Source organism: Candidatus Njordibacter sp. Uisw_058 (assembly GCF_047730065.1).
Classification (GTDB): Bacteria; Pseudomonadota; Gammaproteobacteria; order Pseudomonadales; family Balneatricaceae; genus Njordibacter.
The window spans coordinates 69,221-90,608 of the sequence record NZ_CP159829.1; the positions used below are offsets into that span (position 1 = coordinate 69,221).

25 protein-coding genes are annotated in these 21,388 nt (G+C 45.4%); 3 read left to right on the forward strand and 22 right to left on the reverse strand.

Annotated elements, in window-relative coordinates:
- Position 1: 1 nt before the first annotated feature.
- The 4 genes from ABXT59_RS00350 to ABXT59_RS00365 all read right to left on the reverse strand — a co-directional run bounded on the left by ABXT59_RS00350 (position 2) and on the right by ABXT59_RS00365 (position 3,597).
- Positions 2-1,402: a phosphomannomutase/phosphoglucomutase gene (locus ABXT59_RS00350; protein WP_443636941.1), complete on the reverse strand. Its 1,401-nt coding sequence runs from the start codon at positions 1,400-1,402 to the stop codon at positions 2-4.
- Between the two features lie 30 nt (positions 1,403-1,432).
- Positions 1,433-1,897, reverse strand: coding sequence for a dUTP diphosphatase (dut, locus tag ABXT59_RS00355; RefSeq protein WP_443636942.1), 465 nt, complete (start codon positions 1,895-1,897; stop codon positions 1,433-1,435).
- Positions 1,898-1,902: 5 nt separating this feature from the next.
- Complete coding sequence (coaBC, locus tag ABXT59_RS00360) at positions 1,903-3,108, reverse strand: bifunctional phosphopantothenoylcysteine decarboxylase/phosphopantothenate--cysteine ligase CoaBC (protein WP_443636944.1); 1,206 nt, start codon at positions 3,106-3,108, stop codon at positions 1,903-1,905.
- 75 nt (positions 3,109-3,183) lie between these two features.
- Entirely contained in the window at positions 3,184-3,597 is a 414-nt protein-coding gene (locus ABXT59_RS00365; RefSeq protein WP_443636945.1) for a CBS domain-containing protein, read from the reverse strand.
- A 178-nt stretch (positions 3,598-3,775) separates the two neighbouring features.
- Between ABXT59_RS00365 and mutM the strand changes: the two genes are divergently transcribed.
- The gene (gene mutM / locus ABXT59_RS00370; protein ID WP_443636947.1) at positions 3,776-4,588 is read left to right on the forward strand and encodes a bifunctional DNA-formamidopyrimidine glycosylase/DNA-(apurinic or apyrimidinic site) lyase; all 813 of its coding nucleotides are present in this window, start codon (positions 3,776-3,778) and stop codon (positions 4,586-4,588) included.
- A gap of 32 nt (positions 4,589-4,620) precedes the next feature.
- Here mutM and ABXT59_RS00375 read toward each other — a convergent pair whose 3' ends face one another.
- The 9 genes from ABXT59_RS00375 to lptM form a co-directional block, all read right to left on the reverse strand.
- On the reverse strand, positions 4,621-4,869 hold the full coding sequence (locus ABXT59_RS00375) for a YfhL family 4Fe-4S dicluster ferredoxin (protein WP_443636948.1): 249 nt from the start codon (positions 4,867-4,869) through the stop codon (positions 4,621-4,623).
- 62 nt (positions 4,870-4,931) lie between these two features.
- Positions 4,932-5,411 (reverse strand): pantetheine-phosphate adenylyltransferase, encoded by a 480-nt coding sequence (coaD, locus tag ABXT59_RS00380; protein WP_443636949.1) that lies wholly within the window; start codon positions 5,409-5,411, stop codon positions 4,932-4,934.
- Positions 5,412-5,538: 127 nt separating this feature from the next.
- Positions 5,539-6,537, reverse strand: coding sequence for a glycosyl transferase family protein (locus ABXT59_RS00385; protein ID WP_443636951.1), 999 nt, complete (start codon positions 6,535-6,537; stop codon positions 5,539-5,541).
- Positions 6,527-7,225: an HAD family hydrolase gene (locus tag ABXT59_RS00390; protein WP_443636952.1), complete on the reverse strand. Its 699-nt coding sequence runs from the start codon at positions 7,223-7,225 to the stop codon at positions 6,527-6,529. Before ABXT59_RS00390 ends, ABXT59_RS00385 begins: the two co-directional genes overlap by 11 nt.
- Positions 7,218-8,156 carry a tyrosine recombinase XerC gene (gene xerC, locus ABXT59_RS00395; protein ID WP_443636954.1) on the reverse strand — a complete coding sequence of 313 codons (939 nt, stop codon included), beginning with the start codon at positions 8,154-8,156 and terminating at the stop codon, positions 7,218-7,220. The genes ABXT59_RS00390 and xerC overlap by 8 nt, the downstream gene beginning before the upstream one ends.
- 7 nt (positions 8,157-8,163) lie before the next feature.
- On the reverse strand, positions 8,164-8,871 hold the full coding sequence (locus ABXT59_RS00400) for a DUF484 family protein (RefSeq protein ID WP_443636956.1): 708 nt from the start codon (positions 8,869-8,871) through the stop codon (positions 8,164-8,166).
- Complete coding sequence (gene dapF / locus ABXT59_RS00405) at positions 8,868-9,698, reverse strand: diaminopimelate epimerase (protein WP_443636957.1); 831 nt, start codon at positions 9,696-9,698, stop codon at positions 8,868-8,870. The genes ABXT59_RS00400 and dapF overlap by 4 nt, the downstream gene beginning before the upstream one ends.
- 13 nt (positions 9,699-9,711) lie before the next feature.
- Positions 9,712-10,965, reverse strand: coding sequence for a diaminopimelate decarboxylase (gene lysA / locus ABXT59_RS00410; RefSeq protein WP_443636958.1), 1,254 nt, complete (start codon positions 10,963-10,965; stop codon positions 9,712-9,714).
- A gap of 8 nt (positions 10,966-10,973) precedes the next feature.
- Positions 10,974-11,114, reverse strand: a complete 141-nt coding sequence (gene lptM, locus ABXT59_RS00415; RefSeq protein ID WP_443636959.1) for an LPS translocon maturation chaperone LptM — start codon at positions 11,112-11,114, stop codon at positions 10,974-10,976.
- 138 nt (positions 11,115-11,252) lie between these two features.
- Here lptM and cyaY point away from each other — a divergent pair, with 138 nt between their 5' ends.
- Positions 11,253-11,591 (forward strand): iron donor protein CyaY, encoded by a 339-nt coding sequence (gene cyaY, locus ABXT59_RS00420; protein WP_443636960.1) that lies wholly within the window; start codon positions 11,253-11,255, stop codon positions 11,589-11,591.
- On the opposite strand, the gene argH is transcribed toward cyaY, so the two are convergent.
- The 8 genes from argH to ABXT59_RS00460 all read right to left on the reverse strand — a co-directional run bounded on the left by argH (position 11,588) and on the right by ABXT59_RS00460 (position 17,734).
- The gene (gene argH, locus ABXT59_RS00425; protein WP_443636962.1) at positions 11,588-12,991 is read right to left on the reverse strand and encodes an argininosuccinate lyase; all 1,404 of its coding nucleotides are present in this window, start codon (positions 12,989-12,991) and stop codon (positions 11,588-11,590) included. The genes cyaY and argH overlap by 4 nt on opposite strands.
- Positions 12,992-13,112: 121 nt before the next feature.
- Positions 13,113-13,454, reverse strand: a complete 342-nt coding sequence (locus ABXT59_RS00430) for a Fis family transcriptional regulator (RefSeq protein WP_443636964.1) — start codon at positions 13,452-13,454, stop codon at positions 13,113-13,115.
- A gap of 36 nt (positions 13,455-13,490) precedes the next feature.
- On the reverse strand, positions 13,491-14,162 hold the full coding sequence (locus ABXT59_RS00435; protein WP_443636966.1) for an HAD family hydrolase: 672 nt from the start codon (positions 14,160-14,162) through the stop codon (positions 13,491-13,493).
- A gap of 155 nt (positions 14,163-14,317) precedes the next feature.
- Entirely contained in the window at positions 14,318-14,569 is a 252-nt protein-coding gene (locus ABXT59_RS00440; protein ID WP_443636968.1) for a TIGR03643 family protein, read from the reverse strand.
- A 170-nt stretch (positions 14,570-14,739) separates the two neighbouring features.
- On the reverse strand, positions 14,740-15,045 hold the full coding sequence (locus ABXT59_RS00445; protein ID WP_443636970.1) for a DUF1330 domain-containing protein: 306 nt from the start codon (positions 15,043-15,045) through the stop codon (positions 14,740-14,742).
- An 86-nt stretch (positions 15,046-15,131) separates the two neighbouring features.
- Positions 15,132-15,734 carry a flavin reductase family protein gene (locus tag ABXT59_RS00450; protein ID WP_443636972.1) on the reverse strand — a complete coding sequence of 201 codons (603 nt, stop codon included), beginning with the start codon at positions 15,732-15,734 and terminating at the stop codon, positions 15,132-15,134.
- A gap of 196 nt (positions 15,735-15,930) precedes the next feature.
- The gene (locus ABXT59_RS00455) at positions 15,931-17,100 is read right to left on the reverse strand and encodes a serine hydrolase domain-containing protein (RefSeq protein ID WP_443636974.1); all 1,170 of its coding nucleotides are present in this window, start codon (positions 17,098-17,100) and stop codon (positions 15,931-15,933) included.
- Positions 17,101-17,437: 337 nt separating this feature from the next.
- The gene (locus ABXT59_RS00460; protein WP_443636976.1) at positions 17,438-17,734 is read right to left on the reverse strand and encodes a cupin domain-containing protein; all 297 of its coding nucleotides are present in this window, start codon (positions 17,732-17,734) and stop codon (positions 17,438-17,440) included.
- A 258-nt stretch (positions 17,735-17,992) separates the two neighbouring features.
- Here ABXT59_RS00460 and ABXT59_RS00465 point away from each other — a divergent pair, with 258 nt between their 5' ends.
- The gene (locus ABXT59_RS00465; RefSeq protein ID WP_443636978.1) at positions 17,993-18,877 is read left to right on the forward strand and encodes a thermonuclease family protein; all 885 of its coding nucleotides are present in this window, start codon (positions 17,993-17,995) and stop codon (positions 18,875-18,877) included.
- Here the strand turns inward: ABXT59_RS00465 and ABXT59_RS00470 are convergent.
- A complete protein-coding gene (locus ABXT59_RS00470) occupies positions 18,874-21,387 on the reverse strand; it encodes a penicillin-binding protein 1A (protein ID WP_443636980.1) in 2,514 nt (837 codons plus the stop codon). The genes ABXT59_RS00465 and ABXT59_RS00470 overlap by 4 nt on opposite strands.
- Position 21,388: the final 1 nt, after the last annotated feature.

Below are 21,388 nucleotides of genomic sequence, written 5' to 3' on the forward strand. Positions count from 1 at the left end.
GTTAATAGTCCGGTACGGTAAGTTTGGTATCAACAGCATATAAATGATGTTGAAACTCCTCTTTAATCCGCTGCAATACAGCTTGGTTTTGTCCTTCAAATCTTAGCACTAACACAGGCGTCGTGTTTGATGCTCTAACGAGTCCCCAACCGTCTGCATAATCCACACGGATACCATCAATAGTAGACACTTTACCGGTTGGGAAATGAGCACTTTGTAGCTGTGTCACTAAATCAAACTTTTCTTCTTCTGTGACCTGAATATTAATTTCTGGGGTACTTACATCTTCTGGGAAGCGTCTGAACATAGCGCTTGCGGATTCACTAGTGCTGGCCAAGATTTCACACAAACGTACAGCACTATAAATACCATCGTCAAATCCATACCATCGTTCTTTAAAAAAGATGTGCCCACTCATTTCACCAGCCAGTAAGGCACCAGTTTCAATCATTTTGCTTTTGATCAGTGAGTGCCCTGTTTTCCACATCGTGGGCACGCCCCCTTTGCTTTGGATAAAAGGTTCCAACAAGCGAGTGCACTTTACATCATAAATGATTTTGGCCCGTGGATTGCGGCTTATCACATCCTCTGCAAAAAGCATGAGCAGTTTATCAGGGTATATCATTTGCCCCGTTTCAGTAATCACCCCTACTCGATCGCCATCGCCATCGAACGCAAGGCCAATATCTGCTTTATGTTTGGCAACCGCAGCTTGCAGGTCAACTAAATTGGCAGGTTTACCAGGATCAGGATGATGATTGGGAAAGTTGCCATCAACTTCACAAAATAGTGGAATGACGTCACATCCCAACTGCTTGAATAACTTGGGTGCAATATCACCCGCAATGCCATTGCCAGCATCTAATACAACTTTTAAAGGTCTTGCCAACTTTACATCACTGTCAATTCGATCTCGATAGACTTGATCAATAATATGTTCTTCGATGGCACCTATGCCAAGTTCATAGTCTTGTAATTTGATAAGATCATACAAGGCGATAATGCTGTCGTTAGCTAGGGTGTGACCACCGATAACAATTTTACAGCCATTATAGTTTGAGGGGTTGTGGCTACCCGTCAGCATAATACCCGATGCAGTCCCTAAAGTTTTAACTCCAAAATATAATACTGGCGTAGGCACAGCCCCTAGATTCAAAACCCTGCACCCTGTATCGGCTAAGCCTGCCATTAATGCTTGGCTTAGCCTAGGGCTGGATAGGCGGCCATCAGCACCCACTGCGATACTGTCTTCGCCATTGCGTTTTACCTGTGTGCCCACGGCTAAGCCAATATGGTAGAGCATTGCGTCGCTAAGTTGTTCGTCAACGATACCGCGAATATCGTAGGCGCGAAAAATTTCAGTGGCAAGGGGGTGCGGTGGCTGGTATCGCAAACGATCCATGTTGTCAGTGTCCTATATAAGTGGTGGTTACTATTGACGGCCAGAATGTCCAAAACCACCTTCTCCTCGAAGGCTGGCATCAAAATCATCGACGATAGTGAGTTGGGCTTGCACCACTGGCACGAGCACCATTTGGGCGATACGCTCTGCGGGTTCAATAACGAAGGGTGTTGACCCCCTATTCCAGCAGGATACCATGAGCTGTCCTTGATAGTCTGAATCGATAAGCCCCACTAAATTACCCAGCACTACACCATGCTTGTGACCAAGCCCAGATCTTGGCAGCAACATTGCACATAGACTGGGGTCTTCAATATGAATAGCCATACCTGTGGGTATCAACTCTGTTTGGCCTGGATTAAGTTTAATGGCTGTATCAATACAAGCTCGTAAATCCATACCAGCAGAGCCAGTTGTCGCATAAGTGGGTAAAGGAATGTCACGTCCCACGCGTGGATCGAGTATTTTAACTGCTAATTGTGGGCGATGAGTCATATGCTTTATGCCTTGTTGGGAATGTTTGAAATGGCTAATATCAATTGGTTGGCCAATTGTTGTTTGGATAATAAGGGTAAATTCTCTACACCGCTAGCAGTGATTAAGCTCACTTGGTTATCGTCACTGTTAAAACCAATGTGGGTATTAGAAACGTCATTAGCAATGATCATCTGTACCCCTTTGCGCTCTAGTTTATTTTGTCCATGGCGAATTAATGCTTCGGTTTCAGCAGCAAAACCAACATGGATTGCATGGCTGTGTTGTTGCACCATCGTGGCTAATATATCGGGGTTCTGTGTTAACTCTAAGGTCAGCCCATGATCTGCATCACGCTTTTTAAGTTTCTGTTCTGACGCCATGATAGGGCGATAGTCAGCCACTGCAGCGGCAGCAATAAAGTAATCAGCCACTGCGCCCACATTTAGACTAGCTTCAAGCATGTCTTGGGCACTTTCTATGGCAATGAAGGTGACATCTTCAGGTGGTTGCAGATGGGTAGGGCCACTAATAAGAATGACCTTTGCACCCTGATCTCGGGCGCTACATGCTAACGCGTAACCCATTTTACCTGAGCTATGGTTACTGAGATAGCGCACTGGGTCAATGGCCTCTCGAGTAGGGCCTGCGGTAATCACCACTGTTTTGCCGCTTAACAGGCTTTGCTCAAACTGCTCATTAATCGCGCTGACTAACGCATTAGGTTCGAGCATTCGACCCGCCCCGATATCGCCACAAGCTTGCTCTCCATCAGCGGGCCCATGGACTTGGAAACCTCTTGCCAGAAGAGTTTTTAGATTATCTTGGGTGGCTAGGTCATGCCACATAGCTTGGTTCATGGCTGGGGCCATTAGGATAGGGGCATGGGTTGCCAAACATAGAGTCGTCAGTAGGTCATCAGCCTGTCCTTGGGCTAAACGTGCCATAACGTTAGCACTGGCAGGGGCTATGAGCAACACATCTGCCCAACGCGCAAGTTGGATGTGGCCCATGCCTGCTTCGGCTTGAGGGTTAAGCAAGTGCTGATGAACTGGGTTACCAGATAGCGCTTGCAGGGTCAGTGGGGTAATAAACTCAGTTGCCCCCGAGGTCATGACTACTTGCACTTGCGCCCCCGCCTTAATCAACAGGCGCACCAGTTCAGCACTTTTATAGGCTGCAATGCCACCCGTTATGGCAAGAATAATATGTTTATTGTGGAGGCGGCTCATAGGGCGGTATAACCGAGAGAAGTATCTAATATTAGCCAACTACTTTAGCATAAATCAGGCTTAGTGCTCATTAGCTTAATTGGGCTCTTTCGCAATGAAATCGTTCACAGCACGCAGAATATCCTTACGGCTCACCTGACCAATCAGTTTGCCATCTTCAACTACAGGGATGCGACGCCGACCCCGATGAATAAATTGTTCAGCTGCAGCAATAATATCAGTGTTGCCTGTAACAGTGTCGACCTTGGTCGTCATAAAGTCTCCAACGTTGCCTCCCACCACAGCCTTATGGTAAATTTTATCCAGAATGCCTCTTAGACAATCAACTTCTGACATCACTCCCACTAGCTGGCCAGCTTGATCAACCACGGGTGCACCAGACACTTGATGCTTAGAAAAGGTGTTAATGGCTTCGAAAAGTGGAGTATCAACACTAAAGGTGATCAGCTGACGAGTCATGTAGTCTGAGACTTTTACAGATTTAAGCATACGGGTTCCCTAAAGAAAAAGCGTGACACTTTAATTTAACATCACTAATACAATAACGTTTTAATAGACACTGTCAACAAAAGAGCATAAAAATGCTGCTCTAGCCCATTGAAATGACGCATATTTCATGGCTTCATAGACATCCCTGATACGCCCATTAACTGTTTGAGAATTATTGATGCCAGAGTTACCAGAAGTAGAAACCACGCGTGTGGGTATCAGCCCACATATTGAGGGTCAAACTTTACAACATTTAGTGGTCAGAGATGCTCGTTTGCGTTGGCCTGTGCCAAGTTATCTTGCGAGTAAAGTTGTGGGTAAGCATTTAAAACGCGTCATCAGAAGAGGCAAATACTTGCTTTTTGAATTTGATCATGGAGCTATCATTGGTCATCTTGGTATGACCGGCAGCATGCGCATGGTGGCTCATGATGAACCTCCTGCATACCATGACCATGTAGATTTAGTCTTTTCAGGTCTAACTCTTAGGTATCGTGACCCACGCCGCTTTGGTTGTATGTTATGGCAAGACAACCCAGTAATGGAGCATCCTCTGCTCTCTAGCTTAGGGCCAGAGCCCTTATCTGATGCTTTTCATACCGCTCACTTAGTGAGTGTGTGTAAGGGGAAGAAACAAGCGATTAAGAGCTTGATCATGGACTCTAAGAAGGTCGTTGGGGTGGGCAATATCTACGCTAACGAAGCACTATTTATGGCTGGCATTCATCCTCACCGTCAAGCAGGTAGGATCTCTAAAGCACGTTTAAGTGACCTAGTGATAAGTTGCAAACAAGTGCTGTCGGCAGCTATAAAACAGGGTGGCACTACGTTAAGAGATTTTGTCGACAGCGAAGGGAAACCTGGATACTTTAAGCAACAGCTGCAAGTCTATGGTAGAACAGGACAGGGCTGTGTTAAATGTGACATACCTTTAACAGAAAGCCGCTTGGGACAGCGAAGTACAGTTTATTGTAAGCACTGCCAGCGTTAGATTAACCCTCGCTTAAGCAAGGGTTAATCTAACTAAGCCGCAGTGAGAATAATGTATTTGTCCATCAGTTGCTCTTGAGACTCAACATTATCAGGATCTTTAGGGATGCAATCTACTGGACAAACTTCCACACATTGAGGTTCATCGTAGTGACCTACGCACTCGGTACATTTGCTCATGTCGATTTCGTAGATTTCTTCCCCTGGCGAAATCGCCTCATTGGGGCATTCCGGTTCACATACATCGCAGTTGATGCAGTCGTCGGTAATAATTAGAGACATGTTACTTTTCCTATTTATACGCCAACCGGTGTGATCATAACGATTGGCAGTGCTTAATTACTTTAGCTACTTAAATGACGCCTGAGTTCTTCCGCCACCAATGGGTGGACAAAGTGCGACACGTCACCCCCTAAGGAAGCGATTTCGCGTACTAAGGTTGATGAAATAAAAGAGTGTTTTTCTGCTGGGGTTAAAAACATACTTTCTACCTCAGGCGCTAACACACGATTCATTTTGGCTAACTGGAATTCATATTCAAAATCAGACACAGCTCTTAAGCCGCGCAAAATAATATTCGCCTTTTGCTCAGTCAACAATTCAGTTAATAAGCCAGAAAAGCCAATCACGGTTACATTCCCCAATGGTTGTGTCACCATACGCGTTAACTCCACGCGCTTTTCTAAATCCAGCATCGGTCGTTTGCTGGGGCTTTCAGCAACTGCAACCACCACTTTTTCAAATAGCTTAGAGGCCCTTTCAATTAGGTCAACGTGTCCATATGTTACCGGATCAAACGTTCCTGGATAAATTGCTTTGTTCATGCAAATACCGCCTTCCTTTAATGTGGCCTGTCAGTATCAGCCTAAAAACAGCGGAATAGTAATGCAATTATATAAACGATACAACAAAAAATAAAGAGCTATAAAAAACTAATTTATTATAACTATATTACATAAGCAATCGATTTCTATTTTGCCACCATATTGTTGCCAATTGTGAGGCCTCGTTTTGCTCCTGCGCCTGACCTAAAAGCACCAAGCAACATGCTAACGTACTCAACACTGCGGCTTCGCCATAGGTCTCGTCACATTCGCCTCTCCAAAGTAACCGCAAACGCTCTGGATCTAGTTGCTGCTCCTGAGTGTCTCGTTTACTGAGCTGCCGTTGCCAAATCTGACGGCTACTCATTTGCTCATCAACCCATTGCAGCTCACACTCACTATCGGGGCGTATTTCAGCTTCACCACCGTCGCCTCGAATGGTTAAACTCCGGGGGTGTTTTAGCAGCATGGCTGTTTGTTGATGCAGGGGGCCATAGGTGGGGTGAAAGACGCCATCAATGGTATGTTTAGCTTCTAGTGGGTTGAGTAGGCGTGTCAAGGTATGTACGGGTGAACGCAGTCCAAACATGGCCCGTAAGCTAATAATATGGTCTAGCGGGGGGCTTAGATGCTGCAAACTCATAAAGCTAAAATTAGTGTTAGATAACTGGCTTTCAACTTGATCCCAATCATGGGCTGCAGGAAAACCGAGTTGTTGTAATACGTCTTCGCTGTATATGCGCCCTTGGGTGTGACCTCTAGCCCCATGCATAAACACTTTAATGCCTTGCCCTGCCAAAGTCAGTGCAGATAGTAAAAACCAAGGTAAATGACGTTTTTTGCCTGCGTAACTTGACCAGTCAATATCCACCGCAATGCCAGGGATCTGTGCCGATGAATAGTTGTGAAAACTGCGTACAGCCGCCACAAAGCCTGCAAGCTCGGCTGGCGTTTCTTCTTTTACTCGCAGTAACATTAAAAAAGCACCGAGTTGCTCTGGCTCAACTTGCTGTTGCAAGATCATACTCATGGCATCAAAGGCTTCATCTTGACTTAGAGAGCGGCTGCCGAGCTTACCTTTTCCCAGGGCTCGCACATAAGGTGCAAAAGCGTGTTCAGTGGGCATGAATATCTGCCACGGCATCACTCAACTGATCAAGATGCTGGATTTCAGCACATGGCCTAGTTTGCCCAGCAGGCCAAGGAATGTGCTGCGAATTCATCCAAATAGTGCGCATTCCAGCTGCTTGGGCACCGATGATGTCATGCTCAGGATGATCACCCACATGAATAAAGCTTTCAGCTCCAAGGCCTGTGTGTGCCAATGCCGTGGCAAAAAAATCTGGATGTGGCTTACTCACCCCGATTTGAGCAGAGTTGAAATAGAAATCAAATAAGTGATCGATACCCACTTGCGCTAAATCCGCGTTTCCATTGGTGAGCGCACCAATTTGATAGTTTTGCTTGAGGGCACTTAGTTGAGTGTGAGTGCCAGCAAATAGCTCCACATCATTACGGGCAGCAAAATATACGGCAAATGCCTGCTGCGCCAAACTCTCCACTGCAGCATAACCACAGCGGGATAGACCGAGCTGAATCAGGGTAAGCCGGATCTGACTTAAATCATGGGTTAGGTGAGGATTGTTGACCATGACCTCGTCTCTCAACTGATCTATGCCATGGTTGTCATACGTTTGGTTAAACTTAGGTGTGTTTTCGTTCATCCACTCCAACATGCGCCGATTTGCGTTATCGATCACAGGGGCAATAGCCCACAAGGTGTCGTCTAAATCAAAAGTGATCACTTTAATCATGCTTAGGTTTCTCTTTTAGTTGAGACTTGGCTTGGGCACGGGGATGGGCTTTATCGTATACTTTGGCCAAGTGCTGATAGTCTAAATGGGTGTACATTTGGGTTGTGCTAATGTTGCTGTGGCCCAATAATTCTTGCACAGCTCTCAAATCTCCGCTGGACTGGAGTAAGTGGCTGGCAAAGGAATGGCGTAGCATGTGCGGATGCATATGTTGGCCATGCAAGGCCGCCATCTTAGCCATGCGCATTTGAATGCCTCGGACTCCCATGCGCCGACCACGATGGTTAATGAATAAAGCATTGGCATCAAAGCATTTTAATTGTGGACGCTGTTGCAGCCACGTCTTCACGGCTGCAATAGCATAATGTCCAATAGGTAATTGGCGAGATTTATTGCCCTTACCAGTAACGACCAAGCTGGCATCAGTCATATCAATATCAAAAATATTTAGACTCGCCAATTCTGCCAGCCGCAAACCACAAGAATAGGTGAGCTCAACCATGGCTTTATCCCGCAGGGCCATAGGATCATCTGATGCAATGGGGGCGTTGAGCATTTGACTCATTTGGTCTGGGTCTATGCTATTGGGTAATTTGTGCGGCGACTTAGGGGCTTGAATGCCCTCGACAGGGTTAAGTTTAACCATGCGCTGCTGTAACAAATAGGTAAAAAAACTGCGCCAACTAGATAAAATACGCTGAATACTTTTCGGTGCTAGGCCGGTCTTTCTGGCCCCAATCATGGCTGCCCGTATGGTGTCAGCTTGGGCCTCTGCCCAATGGCTGTGCCCATGATCATCGAGGGTTTGTACAAGGCGCTGAATATCCCGTCGGTAAGCATCAATAGTATGCTTTGAATAGCGCTTATTATAGGCAAGGTAATCTAAGTACTGTTGCACAATTTGACTAAGCGAAACGTCAGGATGTGCCATGTTAGGGCTACATCCGTCCCAGGCAGCGGCTGGTAACGGCAGCGACATGGTTGAGAAATAAAGTGTCTAGTTGATCGCTGTAATGATCCGCAGAATTACTTGCAATAATGAGGACTCCTAAAGCCTTTTCGTGCCGATACAAAGGTACAATCGCACTCGACTTAAGTTTTTTGTAGCTTGGGAATAGTTGTTCCATAGCAGGGCCGCTAAAGGTCTGGCAATAAGCCCAATTCTTTGCTGCTAAGGCTTGAATATGAGCCCGATCAACTTTGTTATCTATGCTTTGAGTACTGCTCAAGTTGGCATGGTTGTCTTGGCTCTTGAGGTCAGAGAACAACACCAATTGCACAGCATCGGAGTGAAACTCTGCGGTGAAACTTTGTTTTAAAGCTTCTGTAATATCGTTCAAATGGGTCGCTGCAGATAACTCGGTAACTAAGCGTTTGGTTTTTTCAAACTGCACATCATTGCGCCGCGCAGTACTTAAAACATCAGACATTCTGGTGGCGTAGTCTTGTATCTTCTGGCGCATAACCTGAGTTTGGCGTTCAATAAGCGACGTTGCTTGGCCACAATTGTGGGCTAACTCGATACTTGCCAAAAGCTCTGAACGTTGGTTAAAAAAATCAGGATTTTGCCTCAAGTAGTCGGCCACAGCAGACCCATCTATGGGCTTATCTTGATGGGTCACATTATTTTTATCGATATTACTCATAGTTTAATTTGGCCTTCGTAAACATGAGTTGCGGGTCCATCCATGAACAGGTGGTGGCCTGGCCCTTGCCATTGTATGGCCAGATTTCCACCGGTGAGTTGAGTGGTCACGTTAGTATCCAACAAGCCTTGTTGCTGGCCAACCACAACGGCTGCGCAGGCACCCGTTCCACACGCTTTGGTTTCGCCTACGCCACGCTCGAATACTCTCAACTTAATGGTGTTGCGGTCAATGATTTGCATAAATCCAATATTGGCTTTGTTGGGAAACCGAGGATGTTGTTCTAATTTAGAGCCCAGTTCAAACACGGGCGCCGAAGCCACATCATCAACCACCAAAACAGCATGAGGGTTACCCATCGATACGACCCCTAAAGTGTAGTTGTGCCCATCTTGTTCGAGACTGTAGCTTGGTGCTTGAGTCGTCGCTTCAAAAGGCACCTGGTCTGGTTGTAACACAGGTTCTCCCATGTCCACTTCTACTGCATGATCATCACGCATTTTTAACATGATTCTTCCATTGCTGGTTTGCACTGAAATGTCACGCTTTCCTGTTAAACGTTGATCATGTACAAATTTCGCAAAACAGCGTGCGCCATTTCCACAATGCTCTACCTCGGTGCCATTAGAATTAAAAATACGATAGCGAAAGTCCACATCGGGTGACTGTGGCGTTTCTACCAGTAACAATTGGTCAAACCCAACCCCTGTGTTGCGATTACCTAAATAGCGAATTTGCTCAGGTGATAGATGAACTCGCTGACTTATAAGGTCAACCACCATAAAGTCGTTACCGAGGCCGTGCATTTTAGTAAAACGTAATAGCATGCTAGCCGGTCCTTTAATCTTTTGGCAGTAGGCGTTCTCTAGCCCATTGCTGCGTTAATTCTTCACGTTCACCAATCAGATGAGAAGAGTTACCATCAACCATAACCTCAGCTGCACGGTTGCGGCTGTTGTAATTAGAAGCCATACCGAACCCGTATGCGCCAGAGCTACATACGGCCAGCAAGTCCCCAGCTTCAAGGGCAAGTTTGCGGTCTTTACCTAAAAAGTCACTGCTTTCGCAAATAGGGCCCACGATGTCAAAGTTTTGTGCTTGCGCATCTGAGTTTAAATCAGCCGGAATAATGTCTTGCCAAGCACTATACAGAGCGGGTCGAATGAGATCATTCATGGCGGCATCCACAATCGCAAAATACTTGTCTTGATTGTTTTTAATGTATTCTACACGCGTCAGTAAAACTCCCGCATCAGCACAAATAGACCGGCCTGGTTCAAACACTAAGGCTAGTTTCCTTGCTCCTAAGTGGCCTCGTATATGGGCCATAACGTCTGCAATGGCAGGCGGTTCTTCGTCACCGTAACATACTCCTAAGCCACCACCTAAATCTAAATGCTCAATAATAATACCTTGAGCTGCAATGGTATCAATCAAAACAAATAAGCGATCCATTGCGTCTAAATAAGGCTCTATAGACGTCAGCTGAGAGCCAATGTGGCAATCTACACCGATGACCTTAATGTTATCCATTGCCGCAGCTTGGGCATAAGCTGCCGGTGCTTGATCAATACCAATACCAAATTTATTTTCTTTTAACCCAGTCGAAATGTAAGGGTGCGTTTTAGCATCTACATCAGGGTTAATACGCAGTGACACGGGCGCTATACACCCCAAACTGGCCGCCACACTTTGTAGTCGAACTAATTCGGCCTCTGATTCGACATTGAAGCAATGCACACCCACTTCTAAAGCACGTTGCATTTCATGGACCTGTTTGCCCACACCAGAGAACACGATACGCTTAGGGTCCCCGCCAGCGACGAGCACCCGTTCTAGTTCTCCGATAGACACAATGTCGAACCCAGCTCCCAGGCGCGCTAAAACGTTCAACACTGCTATATTACTGTTGGCCTTTACAGCATAACAAACCAAGTGCTCACAACCCTTAAGAGCCTCACTGTAGGCCACATAATTGCGCTCTAAGGTGTCTCTAGAGTAGACGTAAGTTGGTGTGCTGTATTGCTCAGCAATAAGATTTAGGTCAAGATCTTCAACGTGTAACCGGTTGTTACGGTATTCAAAGTTATCCATGTTAGAACTCATTGATTACTGTCCTGCACATCGTTTTTCAGATCAGTTTGTAGATCGGTTTGTTCAGTCTCTGGCAGATATAAACTACCTGCTTGGCCGCAGCTAGCAATCGCTAGGCTAAGGGTAAGCACACACATTAATTTTTTCACGCTGAATCCTGTTCGATTAACATAGCAGTAATAGGCTAAGATTATACCCTTGATTCTCACTTCTGCACTAGCTAAGAGCGCAGCAATGCTATATTTTGATAGCTTAATTACCATCTGCAGATCGCACAAGAGACTAATATGAGTGAAGCCCTGTTCCACGAGCGTGTTGATAATTTATTTTTGCACGTGGAAGAAATTTTAGACGAAGCCGATAGCGACATAGATTTTGTTAACAGCAGTGGTTTATTAACTATCAGTTGTGAGAACAAAAGTCAGGTTATTTTGAGCCGTCAGCCACCTCTACAACAAATCTGGCTGGCTTGCTTAGCGGGTGGTTTGCACTTTGAATTAGTGCAAGGCACATGGTTGTTAACCACTGATAACAGCCAAACCCTTGGCCAATGTTTGACTCAAGCTCTGCAGCAACAGGCTGCAGAGACCTTTGATTGCAGTCTTTTGGATGGTCTTCAAAACTAACGTTTCGAGACTAAAGCGAGGGCGCGTTCTGCTGCCGCCATGACTTGTTTGGGGGCAGTGCCACCAATATGGTCGCGAGCACTCACTGAGCCTTCTAGGGTGAGCACATCAAATACCTCTTCGGTAATCAACTCGCTGAACCCTCTTAACTCGATCAGGCTCATTTCACTCAGATCTTTGCCTGTGGCTATGCCATGTGCCACTGATTTTCCTACCACTTCGTGGGCATCCCGAAAAGCTAAGCCTTTGCCGACCAAATAGTCTGCCAAGTCTGTTGCTGTGGCAAAACCTTTCAAGGCGGCGGCTCGCATCTGCTTTCGCTTGGGCACTAAGGCTGGCACCATGTCCGCATAAGCTCGTAAGCACCCCTTAACGGTATCAATGGTGTCAAACAAAGGCTCTTTGTCTTCTTGGTTGTCTTTGTTGTAAGTTAGAGGCTGCCCCTTCATCAAGGTAAGTAAACAAATAAGGTGACCGTTAACCCGTCCTGTTTTGCCTCGCACAAGTTCGGGTACGTCTGGATTTTTCTTTTGCGGCATAATTGATGAACCAGTGCAAAAGCGATCAGGTAGGTCGATAAAGTCAAACTGAATGGAGGTCCACAATATGAGCTCTTCGGAGGCTCTAGATAAATGCATTAAAATTAAACTTGCTGCTGCACAAAATTCAATGGCAAAGTCACGATCACTGACCGCATCCAAAGAGTTTTCTGAAGGTCGATCAAAACCCAGTAATTCACTCGTCATGTGTCGATCGATGGGGTAACTGGTGCCTGCTAAAGCGGCGGCCCCCAAGGGTGAAATGTTAACCCGTTTACGGAGGTCTTGTAAGCGCTCATAATCCCGTTGTAACATTTCATTCCATGCCAATATATGGTGCCCAAACGTCACAGGTTGTGCGGTTTGGAGATGCGTAAAGCCGGGCATAATGGTTGCATTCTCAGTCTTGGCCTGATTAATAAAACCCATTTGTAAACGGCTAATTTCACTCAAGATTAGGTCTATTTCGTCTCGTAAGTATAGACGTATGTCTGTGGCCACTTGATCGTTTCTAGAGCGCCCCGTATGGAGCTTTTTACCAGCCATTCCAATTTTTGCCGTCAATGCTGCTTCAATGTTCATATGAACATCTTCTAATGCGACTGACCAGGTGAATGAACCACGCTCAATTTCAATACGAATTTCTTCCAAACCACGCAATATGTCATCCCTTTCTTGGGTGCTTAATACGCCCACATGGCATAGCATTTTTGCGTGAGCTACTGAGCCTTGGATGTCTTGGCGGTACATACGTTGGTCAAAATCAACGGATGCTGTAAAGCGAGCCACAAAGGCATCAGTGGGCTCACTAAAGCGGCCACCCCATTGTTGGTTTGTCATCGTGTCAGTGGTTTGGCTCATGGGTGTTCCTGTAAACAAGGTTAGGGCGGATTAGCGGCCACTATTGTAGCGAGGGCTCTGGCCTATAAGCAAGGGGTCGGCTTGCACGAAGTTCAGTCAAAATAGTTTTGGGGTGAGCGCTTCAACTCAGTCGATCTTTCCACTGACCATTATGTTGGCTGGCGCAATCTTGCTCTGTGTCATAGTAAATATGATCGGCTATGTCTGTTACTTTAACATTGGCCACCAGCAATTGTGCCTGAATGAGGGCGCTAAGATCTGCTGTGCTTTTACCAGACAAACATCTAGCAAGGTTTTCATTGGTGTCAAAAACACAAACAACCTTTAAGCTACTGGGAAAATTGGCATAATTGACCAAGTGCGTTAACCATTGAAAGCCGTCAATATTCTTCAATGCGACTTCGCACACTTCAGTTAAAACCAACCGCAGTTGATTATCGATTTTTTTATCAGTTTTACGCATATCTTTGCTTAAGCCTTAATGACTTCCCTATGCGACTCATTGGACATTTAAGGCCGTTAAATGGTTAGGAGAAAGCTCATCTGTGACAAGTACAGCACCCTTAAAATCTTGCGCTTCTGCAAAGGCTCCCGGAAAACCAATACAAGCAATACCCGCAGCTAAGGCAGAGTTCAAGCTAGCTACTGTGTCTTCTATCGCTATACAGTCCTTTGGGGTAAGGCTCAAGTCTGACAAAGCTTTTTGGTAGATATCTGGGTTTGGTTTGGCTTTCGCCACCATAGTGTCATTACCTACGAAACTAAAATCACTGCGCTTTATCTGATCGCCTAGGGCAATAAATACAGCATTAACATTAGCTTTAGAAGTACTGGTGACAAAGGCTAATGGCCAGTTATGTGCTTTTGCATGAACAATAACACTCGCTATGCCGGGGCGCAGCAATAAAGATTCTTGGGCCATTAACGCATCAAAAATTTCGGTCTTACGCAGGTGCAGTTGTGATGCATCGACATCCATGCCACGTTGGCTTGCAAAGTCTTGGATGCGACCACGGCCTCCAGATTTGGTTAGCAGGTGCTTGTATACTTCAGCACTCCAGTTCCAGTCGAGGCCAGCTTCAGAAAACGCTTGATTAAATGCGCGACGCTGTAAATCAGAGGTTTCAACTAGGGTACCAATGGATCCAAAAAAAATGGCCTTAACCGTCATAATAGTTGCCTTTTGTATTAGCTTTACCCATGCATGCAGACTTTCAGCGACTTATGATGAAGCCACTATGTTTGTTTAGGCCATGGGAAATTTTTGGTGAAAAGTAAAATTAATCGCCTGTTTTAGGGCAGGTTACTTCTTCCTGCGTTGCCCTATTAACGTTGTTTATATTGCGTTGGGCAATGGCTTCTCGTCACATCGCCACTTCTAAGTTTGACATGCTTAGTAGCGCGCCCACTAACTCTTTCTCGCCATAGTCTAAAACTACGGGGCTTTAAATTGCGGCGCATAAACTTGATCACGTCTGACTCATTCATGCCAAATAGCCTCTCGATCGCTTCAAACGGGGTGCGATCTTCCCATGCCATTTCGATCACTCTTGATTGTTCGCTCTCTAAAAGCAACATAAAAAAGTTCCCAATTTATTCGTAAACAAGTGTTTAATTAAACCATCTAGGGCCAAAGGCGAAGAGCCTTTGGCGCGTATTATGTTAGCATCTGAGGGCCCATGTCAAACCCGTGAAAGTCAGCCAGTTATTTTGCTAATCTACACCCAATCTCGATCACTAAGAGCGGTCTAAGTATCTACCTCATAGAGGGATATAATGGTTTTACTTCTTACTGATTGATCAAAATATTTTTCTTTAACGGTGACGTAATCAGCATTTGAAAAAAACTCTTCCATGTGTGTTTGACTGGGAAAAGAGATCGTAAAAAGCCGGTTGATGTGAGCCTCTGTTTTAGATAGTAAAACTTCAGACACTCTAAAATCAAAACCAAACGAGCCCCCGAAGGACTTTAGAATAGGTGCCATTGCATCCCGATACTGCTGGTATACTTGATCATCAATAACATCAAGCCCCATGACTCGTTCATATGCCATATCAATACCTCTAATCTGTTTGAGGCTAACTGATGATTAGCCAGTGGCACCCTTATTGTTAATCATCACCCAAGATGAACCAACTTTTATGGTCGCTTAATCTCCAAATTAGCAGAGGTTAAGCTAAATGCATCTCCACCCATTTTCCCAACAGAATCAATCAACTGTTGGTTGATTTTGTGGTTGGTGTAGAGGTCATCGCGCACATAAATACATTGCACATCTAACAGTACAACACTCCCTCCTGTGGGCAAATCACTAATACTGATGACCTCTCTTAAGGTACATTCATAGCGCACAGGAGAGGCTTTAACTGAGGCTGGCATCACTGTTTGACTTGGGCACTGTTCAACCTCAGCAAAATCAAATTCACTTTTAGCCCTATCCAGGCTGGCACTGGTTAGGTTCATTTTTTCTAAAAGGTCAGAGTTAGCTATGTTAACCACACATTCGCCAGTTTCTAGAAGGTTTTGTAAGGTGTCTTTATCAATGCCAGTTCTTTGCGTCACTTGTGTGTACAAAAGTACTGGAGGATTGCAGCTAGCCACGGTAAAAAACGAATAAGGCGCCAAGTTATCAATATTGTTGCGTGAACGCGTGCTAATCCAGGCTATGGGTCTAGGTGTGACACCGCCATTTAAAAGGTGATATTTTTCTTGGTTGGCTAATTCTGTAACATCAAAAAACATGAATATTCCGTTCAGCGTCACTAATTTACCAGCAGTATACCGCTATCGTTGTGCAAGCTCATTAGTCTAAAAGGCCTAACCTGCCAGACTCACTCATGGCAAGCTCGTTAAAAAATTTACATGGCACAAAAAATTTTTCAAATCAAAGCCACAGCCTGTGGCGTTAAGAACTTTGTGACCCCAACCCAAAAAGTGTTTAAAGGTCTGCATAAAAAGCTGTTCTCATGTCATCTGCTAATAGGTAATTGCTGCCTATAAATTGCGTCATGATCACACCTGTAATTTGTTGGTCTGGGTCGACCCAAAAAAAGGTACTGGCAGCCCCAGCCCAGCCAAATTCATTCACTCTTGCTTGAGGGGAAAGCGCTAACGAGGTATTTATCATGACTCTGCCACTGAGGTTCCAGCCATAGCCGAGTAAAGGAGTATCCCCGATGCGCAGTGGTAAATTATGCACAGGGATGCGGTTTCCATGCATCATTTTTAAGCTCGTGGACGATAATAACACCTCCCCCTCCTGACTCTTGCCGTTCAAAAGCATTCTGACAAAATGACTGTAGTCTGAAAGTGTAGAATAAAGACCTAGACCACCGCGTCTAAAACTAGGGGATTGTGTTGGGTAACTTTGATGGGGGTCTTGTTCCTTTAACACATGTTGACTAGGGCGCAAAGGTGGTAATCCGTGCAAGGTTTCGCTGCCGTAAAGAGTCATTAATCGGCTCAGTTGCGAGTCATTTAAGCAAAAACTAGTCTCTTGCATCGCTAAAGGATCAAATATATATGACTTTAACAGATCGTCGATCCGTCGATTGGTCGCTCTTTCTAGGACGTGGGCTAAGACATCGGTTGCCACACTGTAGCGCCAGTCATCACCAGGATGAAATGCTAAAGGAAGTTCAGACAATACCGCCATCATTTCGTCAAGATCACGATGTCCATCGGCTGATATTTCATGGGCTCGATAATAGGCCGCAATGGGACACCCCAGCAGAAAGTCATAAGAAAATCCAGCCTGATGTGTGAGCAGCTGTTCCACCGTAATCAGCGTTTTCGCCTGCTCTTGCAGGCCGTTTGGGAACAAAACTGTCATGTCTTTAAAGCGGGGATCAAAGTCAGCTACAGTATCGTAAAGGTGCAGTTCTCCCCGTTCAATGAGCATTATTGTAAGCACAGACACAATAGGTTTTGTCATTGAATAAATACGATAAATAGCCTGTGGAGGAATCTCTTGCTTTTGTGCTGTGCGCGCATAACCGCAGGCGCCGGAGGTTTTGATTTGCCCCGACTTTTCAATCTGCCACTCAATGCCACAGAATTTCTTATCGTCAACATATCGCTGTGCGACTTGACGCACTGTGTTACTCATACCAAACCCTCAGAAATTCCACGGTTATAATGGCCTAGCTAACTAAAGGCCCATCATGTTAGACCAATTAGAGCTGTTATTTGAAGCTATAAACTAGCCTATTCAAAACATTTATCCAAGTCTATTGATCATTATTATGGCGCTCACTAAAAGTTGCATAGAAACCTTATAGCAGGCATTTTATATTTGGAACTTTAAGGTAGGGACTAGTCTGTCAGTAAAACCACGCTCTGTGTTCTTGCAGCAAAGGTTGTGGAAGTGGTCACTCTAGCCCACTCAAATGACACCCCTAAGCAGAAGCTTCAATGTGCCCGCCGTCGGCACCATAAAAAACCACCTAAGTTGCAAAGTCTGGGGTAAAAGCTTCAAAGTGGTGCTCTGTGTTAGCAGACACAAATAATACTTCCCCCGATTCAAACTTATGCCTAGAACTGCCGTTTACAAAATAACCTGAACCAGAGACCACAAAGTACAACTCATCCCTAAAATGGCGCTCCTGCAGATCAACCCCTATGGGTTTGTAATATTCAAGCACTGTTGTTCCATGCCTAAATATTTCAATAAAAGGCATGTCAGTAGACAAAAGTTTTTCAGAGGCATGGGTCTTGGTTAATCTTAGCCTTGTTTCCATCATGAAGTCCTTAAGTGAATAACTTCAATGGCTCTATCAGGGGCCAAGGTATAAAAAGCTTTAGGCTTTTTGACAAGCTATTTTTCTGCTCGAATCGTCATATTAAAGTGTAGTGGAAAAATATAATTTTGCATGAGCCAGAGTTTGCGCTTAATGCGGCTTTGGTCGTGCCAATCTATTTAGCGTGCGACAATTAATAAAGTTGCTCTTATACTTAGTGGTGTAAAAGCTCAGTTAAAAACCATCCTAAGGCAGCAGAACATGACCTCAATTAAGCGCTTAGTATCAATGGCTCTGGCATGTGTTTTAGCTGGGCTTAGCGCGGGTCATACCTATGCCCAGTGCCCAACTCTTTCTGAGTCATCTATGAAACAAGCCTTAACGTGGTCTGGAAAGCCTGTGGTGGGCAAGACTTACAAAGTGCAAAACTGGCGTGTGCAAGATGGTGATAGCCTAGGTTTACCTGCGGGGCATCGGTTGCGGTTGGGCCAAATTAATACAACGGAAATGGCTAGTAAAGGTCGTCCAGCAGAGGCTTTTGCTCAGCAAAGTAAAGACCAACTAACTCAGCAACTGCGTCAGCAAGATGCCATTTTTTTACAGCTTTTACCTGCCATTAAAGATCATTACGGGCGCTGGTTGGTCAAACTGTATGATGGCACTGGGTTGAACGTGGAAGCCTCTTTAGTGGCTCAAGGATTAGCTTATGTGATTAGTATGGATGGCCAAGGTGCAGCGCGGTGTTTATGGCAACAAGAAAAAGTGGCTCGCAGCCAAGAATTGGGGCTTTGGCAGGCCGCGATATCGCAAGTGCGCAAGGCGTCTATATTAACGGCCAAACAAGGTGGCTTTATGCGGCTAAAAGGTGCGGTCACCGATATAAGTCAAGGCCAACACCACTGGTACATTGGACTCGAGGGGCACGTGGCCGTGAAAATAGCAAAACTTAGATTGGCTCAGGCACCATTGAGGATTACTAGTCAAACCCAATTAGAACAGTGGATTGGGCAAACAATTACTGCTCGGGGCTGGCTGGCTTGGCGCAAACTCAATAAAAAACAGCGTAAAAAAGGTTTTAAGGCGGGTGTAATGAACCTTAATCATGTGCATATGCTCGAACGAGCCCCAGGCCTAAGTAGTGACTAAAATACCTGTTCGGGCGCGGCTTCTTGGTTTTTGCCACTGGTGTCAGAGCCAGTCGTTTTAGGCAATGCCATTTGTTTAGGAGTGCGTTCTGCCCGAAAAATTTCTTCTACTGCTGACGCATCACCGGGTCTTGCTAACTCTCCAGTGGCTTCATCAATTTTAATAGTGACCATGTCATCAGGCTGTTGCCGTTGAGTTTGGGGCACATCTTTGAGAGCGATTTCCATAAAATCAATCCAAATAGGTAAGGCTGCTGTACTACCAAATTCATTCTTACCTAAGGTTGCAGGTTGATCAAAGCCCACCCATGCTGTGGCTACCATAGCGTCTACATAACCAGAGAACCAAGCATCTTTTTGGTCATTGGTGGTGCCTGTTTTTCCTGCGAGGTCATCACGGTTGAGTTTTTTAGCTTTACGAGCGGTGCCCTTTTTTACCACGTCTTGCAAGATAGTATGCATAATATAATTAACCCGTTCGTCCATGATTCGTGGGGCAATGGGTAAATGAGTCACGGGACGCACTAACTCAGTAATTTGCTGCGCATCTTCTTGATCTAGAGCTTGGTCTAGAGCCACGATGGCCACATCGTTAATAACAGTTGTTTGGTTATCTTCTGACTGATCTAGGTCAACATCATCGGTGTGTCTGACATAGTCGCAGTTAGGGCATACGGTCGTAGGTTGAGCTTGGTATAGGACTTTGCCCAGGCTATCTTCAATGCGCTCTATAAAATAGGGCTTCACTTGGTAGCCTTGGTTAGCGAAGCTTGCGTATGCTGTGGCCACGTCGATGGGCGGCACGCTAGCACTGCCCAAAGCTAGGGACAAGTTACGGGGTAACTGCTGCGGCTTAAAACCAAATCGCGTGGCATAATTAATGGCTGATTTGATACCAATCTCGCGCAAGATGCGAATAGAAACAAGATTACGTGATTTGTAGAGGGCTTTGCGCAATCGGGTTGGACCGAAGAACTTTCCGCTGTAGTTTTCTGGGCGCCATGAGCCCTCGAGGCTCGCGTCATTAAACACGACAGGTGCATCGTTGATCAAAGTAGCGGCGGTGAAATCTTGTTCTAAAGCCGCTGAGTAAACAATGGGTTTAAAATTTGATCCAGGTTGACGCAGGGCTTGGGTGGCTCTATTAAATTTACTATGCAAGTATTCAAATCCACCAACGAGGGCAATCATGGCCCCATCTTTTGGATCTAAGGCAATTAAGGCACCTTGAGCATCAGGTACCTGTGATAAGTACCAAACGTTGGCATCATCGTCGGCTTGGCGCACCCTAACTTGGTCACCAGGACTAAGTATTTGGCTGATATTGTCTGGAGCACGACCCAAGCTATTGATTGAGAGTCGCGGCTTGACCCAGCTCATATCACTAAAATTAATGGTGATGATTTGGCCATAACGCAGCAGCAACTGGGCTGATTCCTCGTCAACTCGGCGTACGATTGCTGGTTGCAAGGGGCCAAAAACAGGTGTTCTATTGAGGAGTTTTTCGGCTTCTTCGGCATTGACGTTTGGACCGTGGTTTTTTTCTACTCCACGATACCCATGGCGCCTATCATAGGCCAATAAGCCTGTTTGTACCGCTAACTGCGCAGCATCTTGCAGTTTGCTATCAATGGTGGTGTAAACCCGATAACCACCGGTGTAGACATCTTCAATAGGAAAGGCATCAAATAACTCACTGCGCACCATCTCAGCAACATAAGACGCAGAAGTTTCTGGTTTTAAGCTATGAAAACGGGCCGTGATCGGCGTCATGATGGCCGCTTCAAACTGCTCTTGTTGGATATAATTGAGCTTTAACATACGGCCTAATATCCAATCCCTCCGAATTTTGGACCGAGTCGGATTAGAAATTGGGTTATATTTTGATGGCGCTTTATAAAGCCCTGCCAGCATGGCTAACTGGGGCAGGTCTAGCTCGCTGATCGAACGTCCGTAATAAACATGTGATGCGGCCTCTATTCCATAAGCTCGGTGACCCATAAACATTTTGTTAAAGTACATCTCTAAAATCTGTTTTTTACTGAGCTCTTGCTCAATCTGAAACGATAAAAGTATTTCATTAAATTTGCGGATAAAAGTTTGGTCAAGGGTTAACAAGTAATTACGCGCGACCTGCATGGTGATGGTGCTACCGCCCCCTTGGATCTTTCCACCTGCTTGAACCATGCGCACGGCGGCTCTTAAAAGTGCTTTAGGGTCGACACCGTAATGACTATAAAAATTCTCATCTTCGGCTGACAGTAAGGCGTCAATGTAAAGTTGTGGAACTTGGTCAATACTTAAAGGAATGCGACGCTGCTCACCAAATTCTGAAATTAATTTACCATCGCGGCTCATGACTCTTAAGGGCGTTTGCAGGTGGTAATCCCTTAAGCTATTCACGTCAGGCAAGCGCGGCACAAGGTAAAACCAGGTGACCGCCAAAATGGCTATAGTCGCAACGATTCCTAGTATAAAAGTCCATTTAAAAAGGCGACTTATTAATGACATG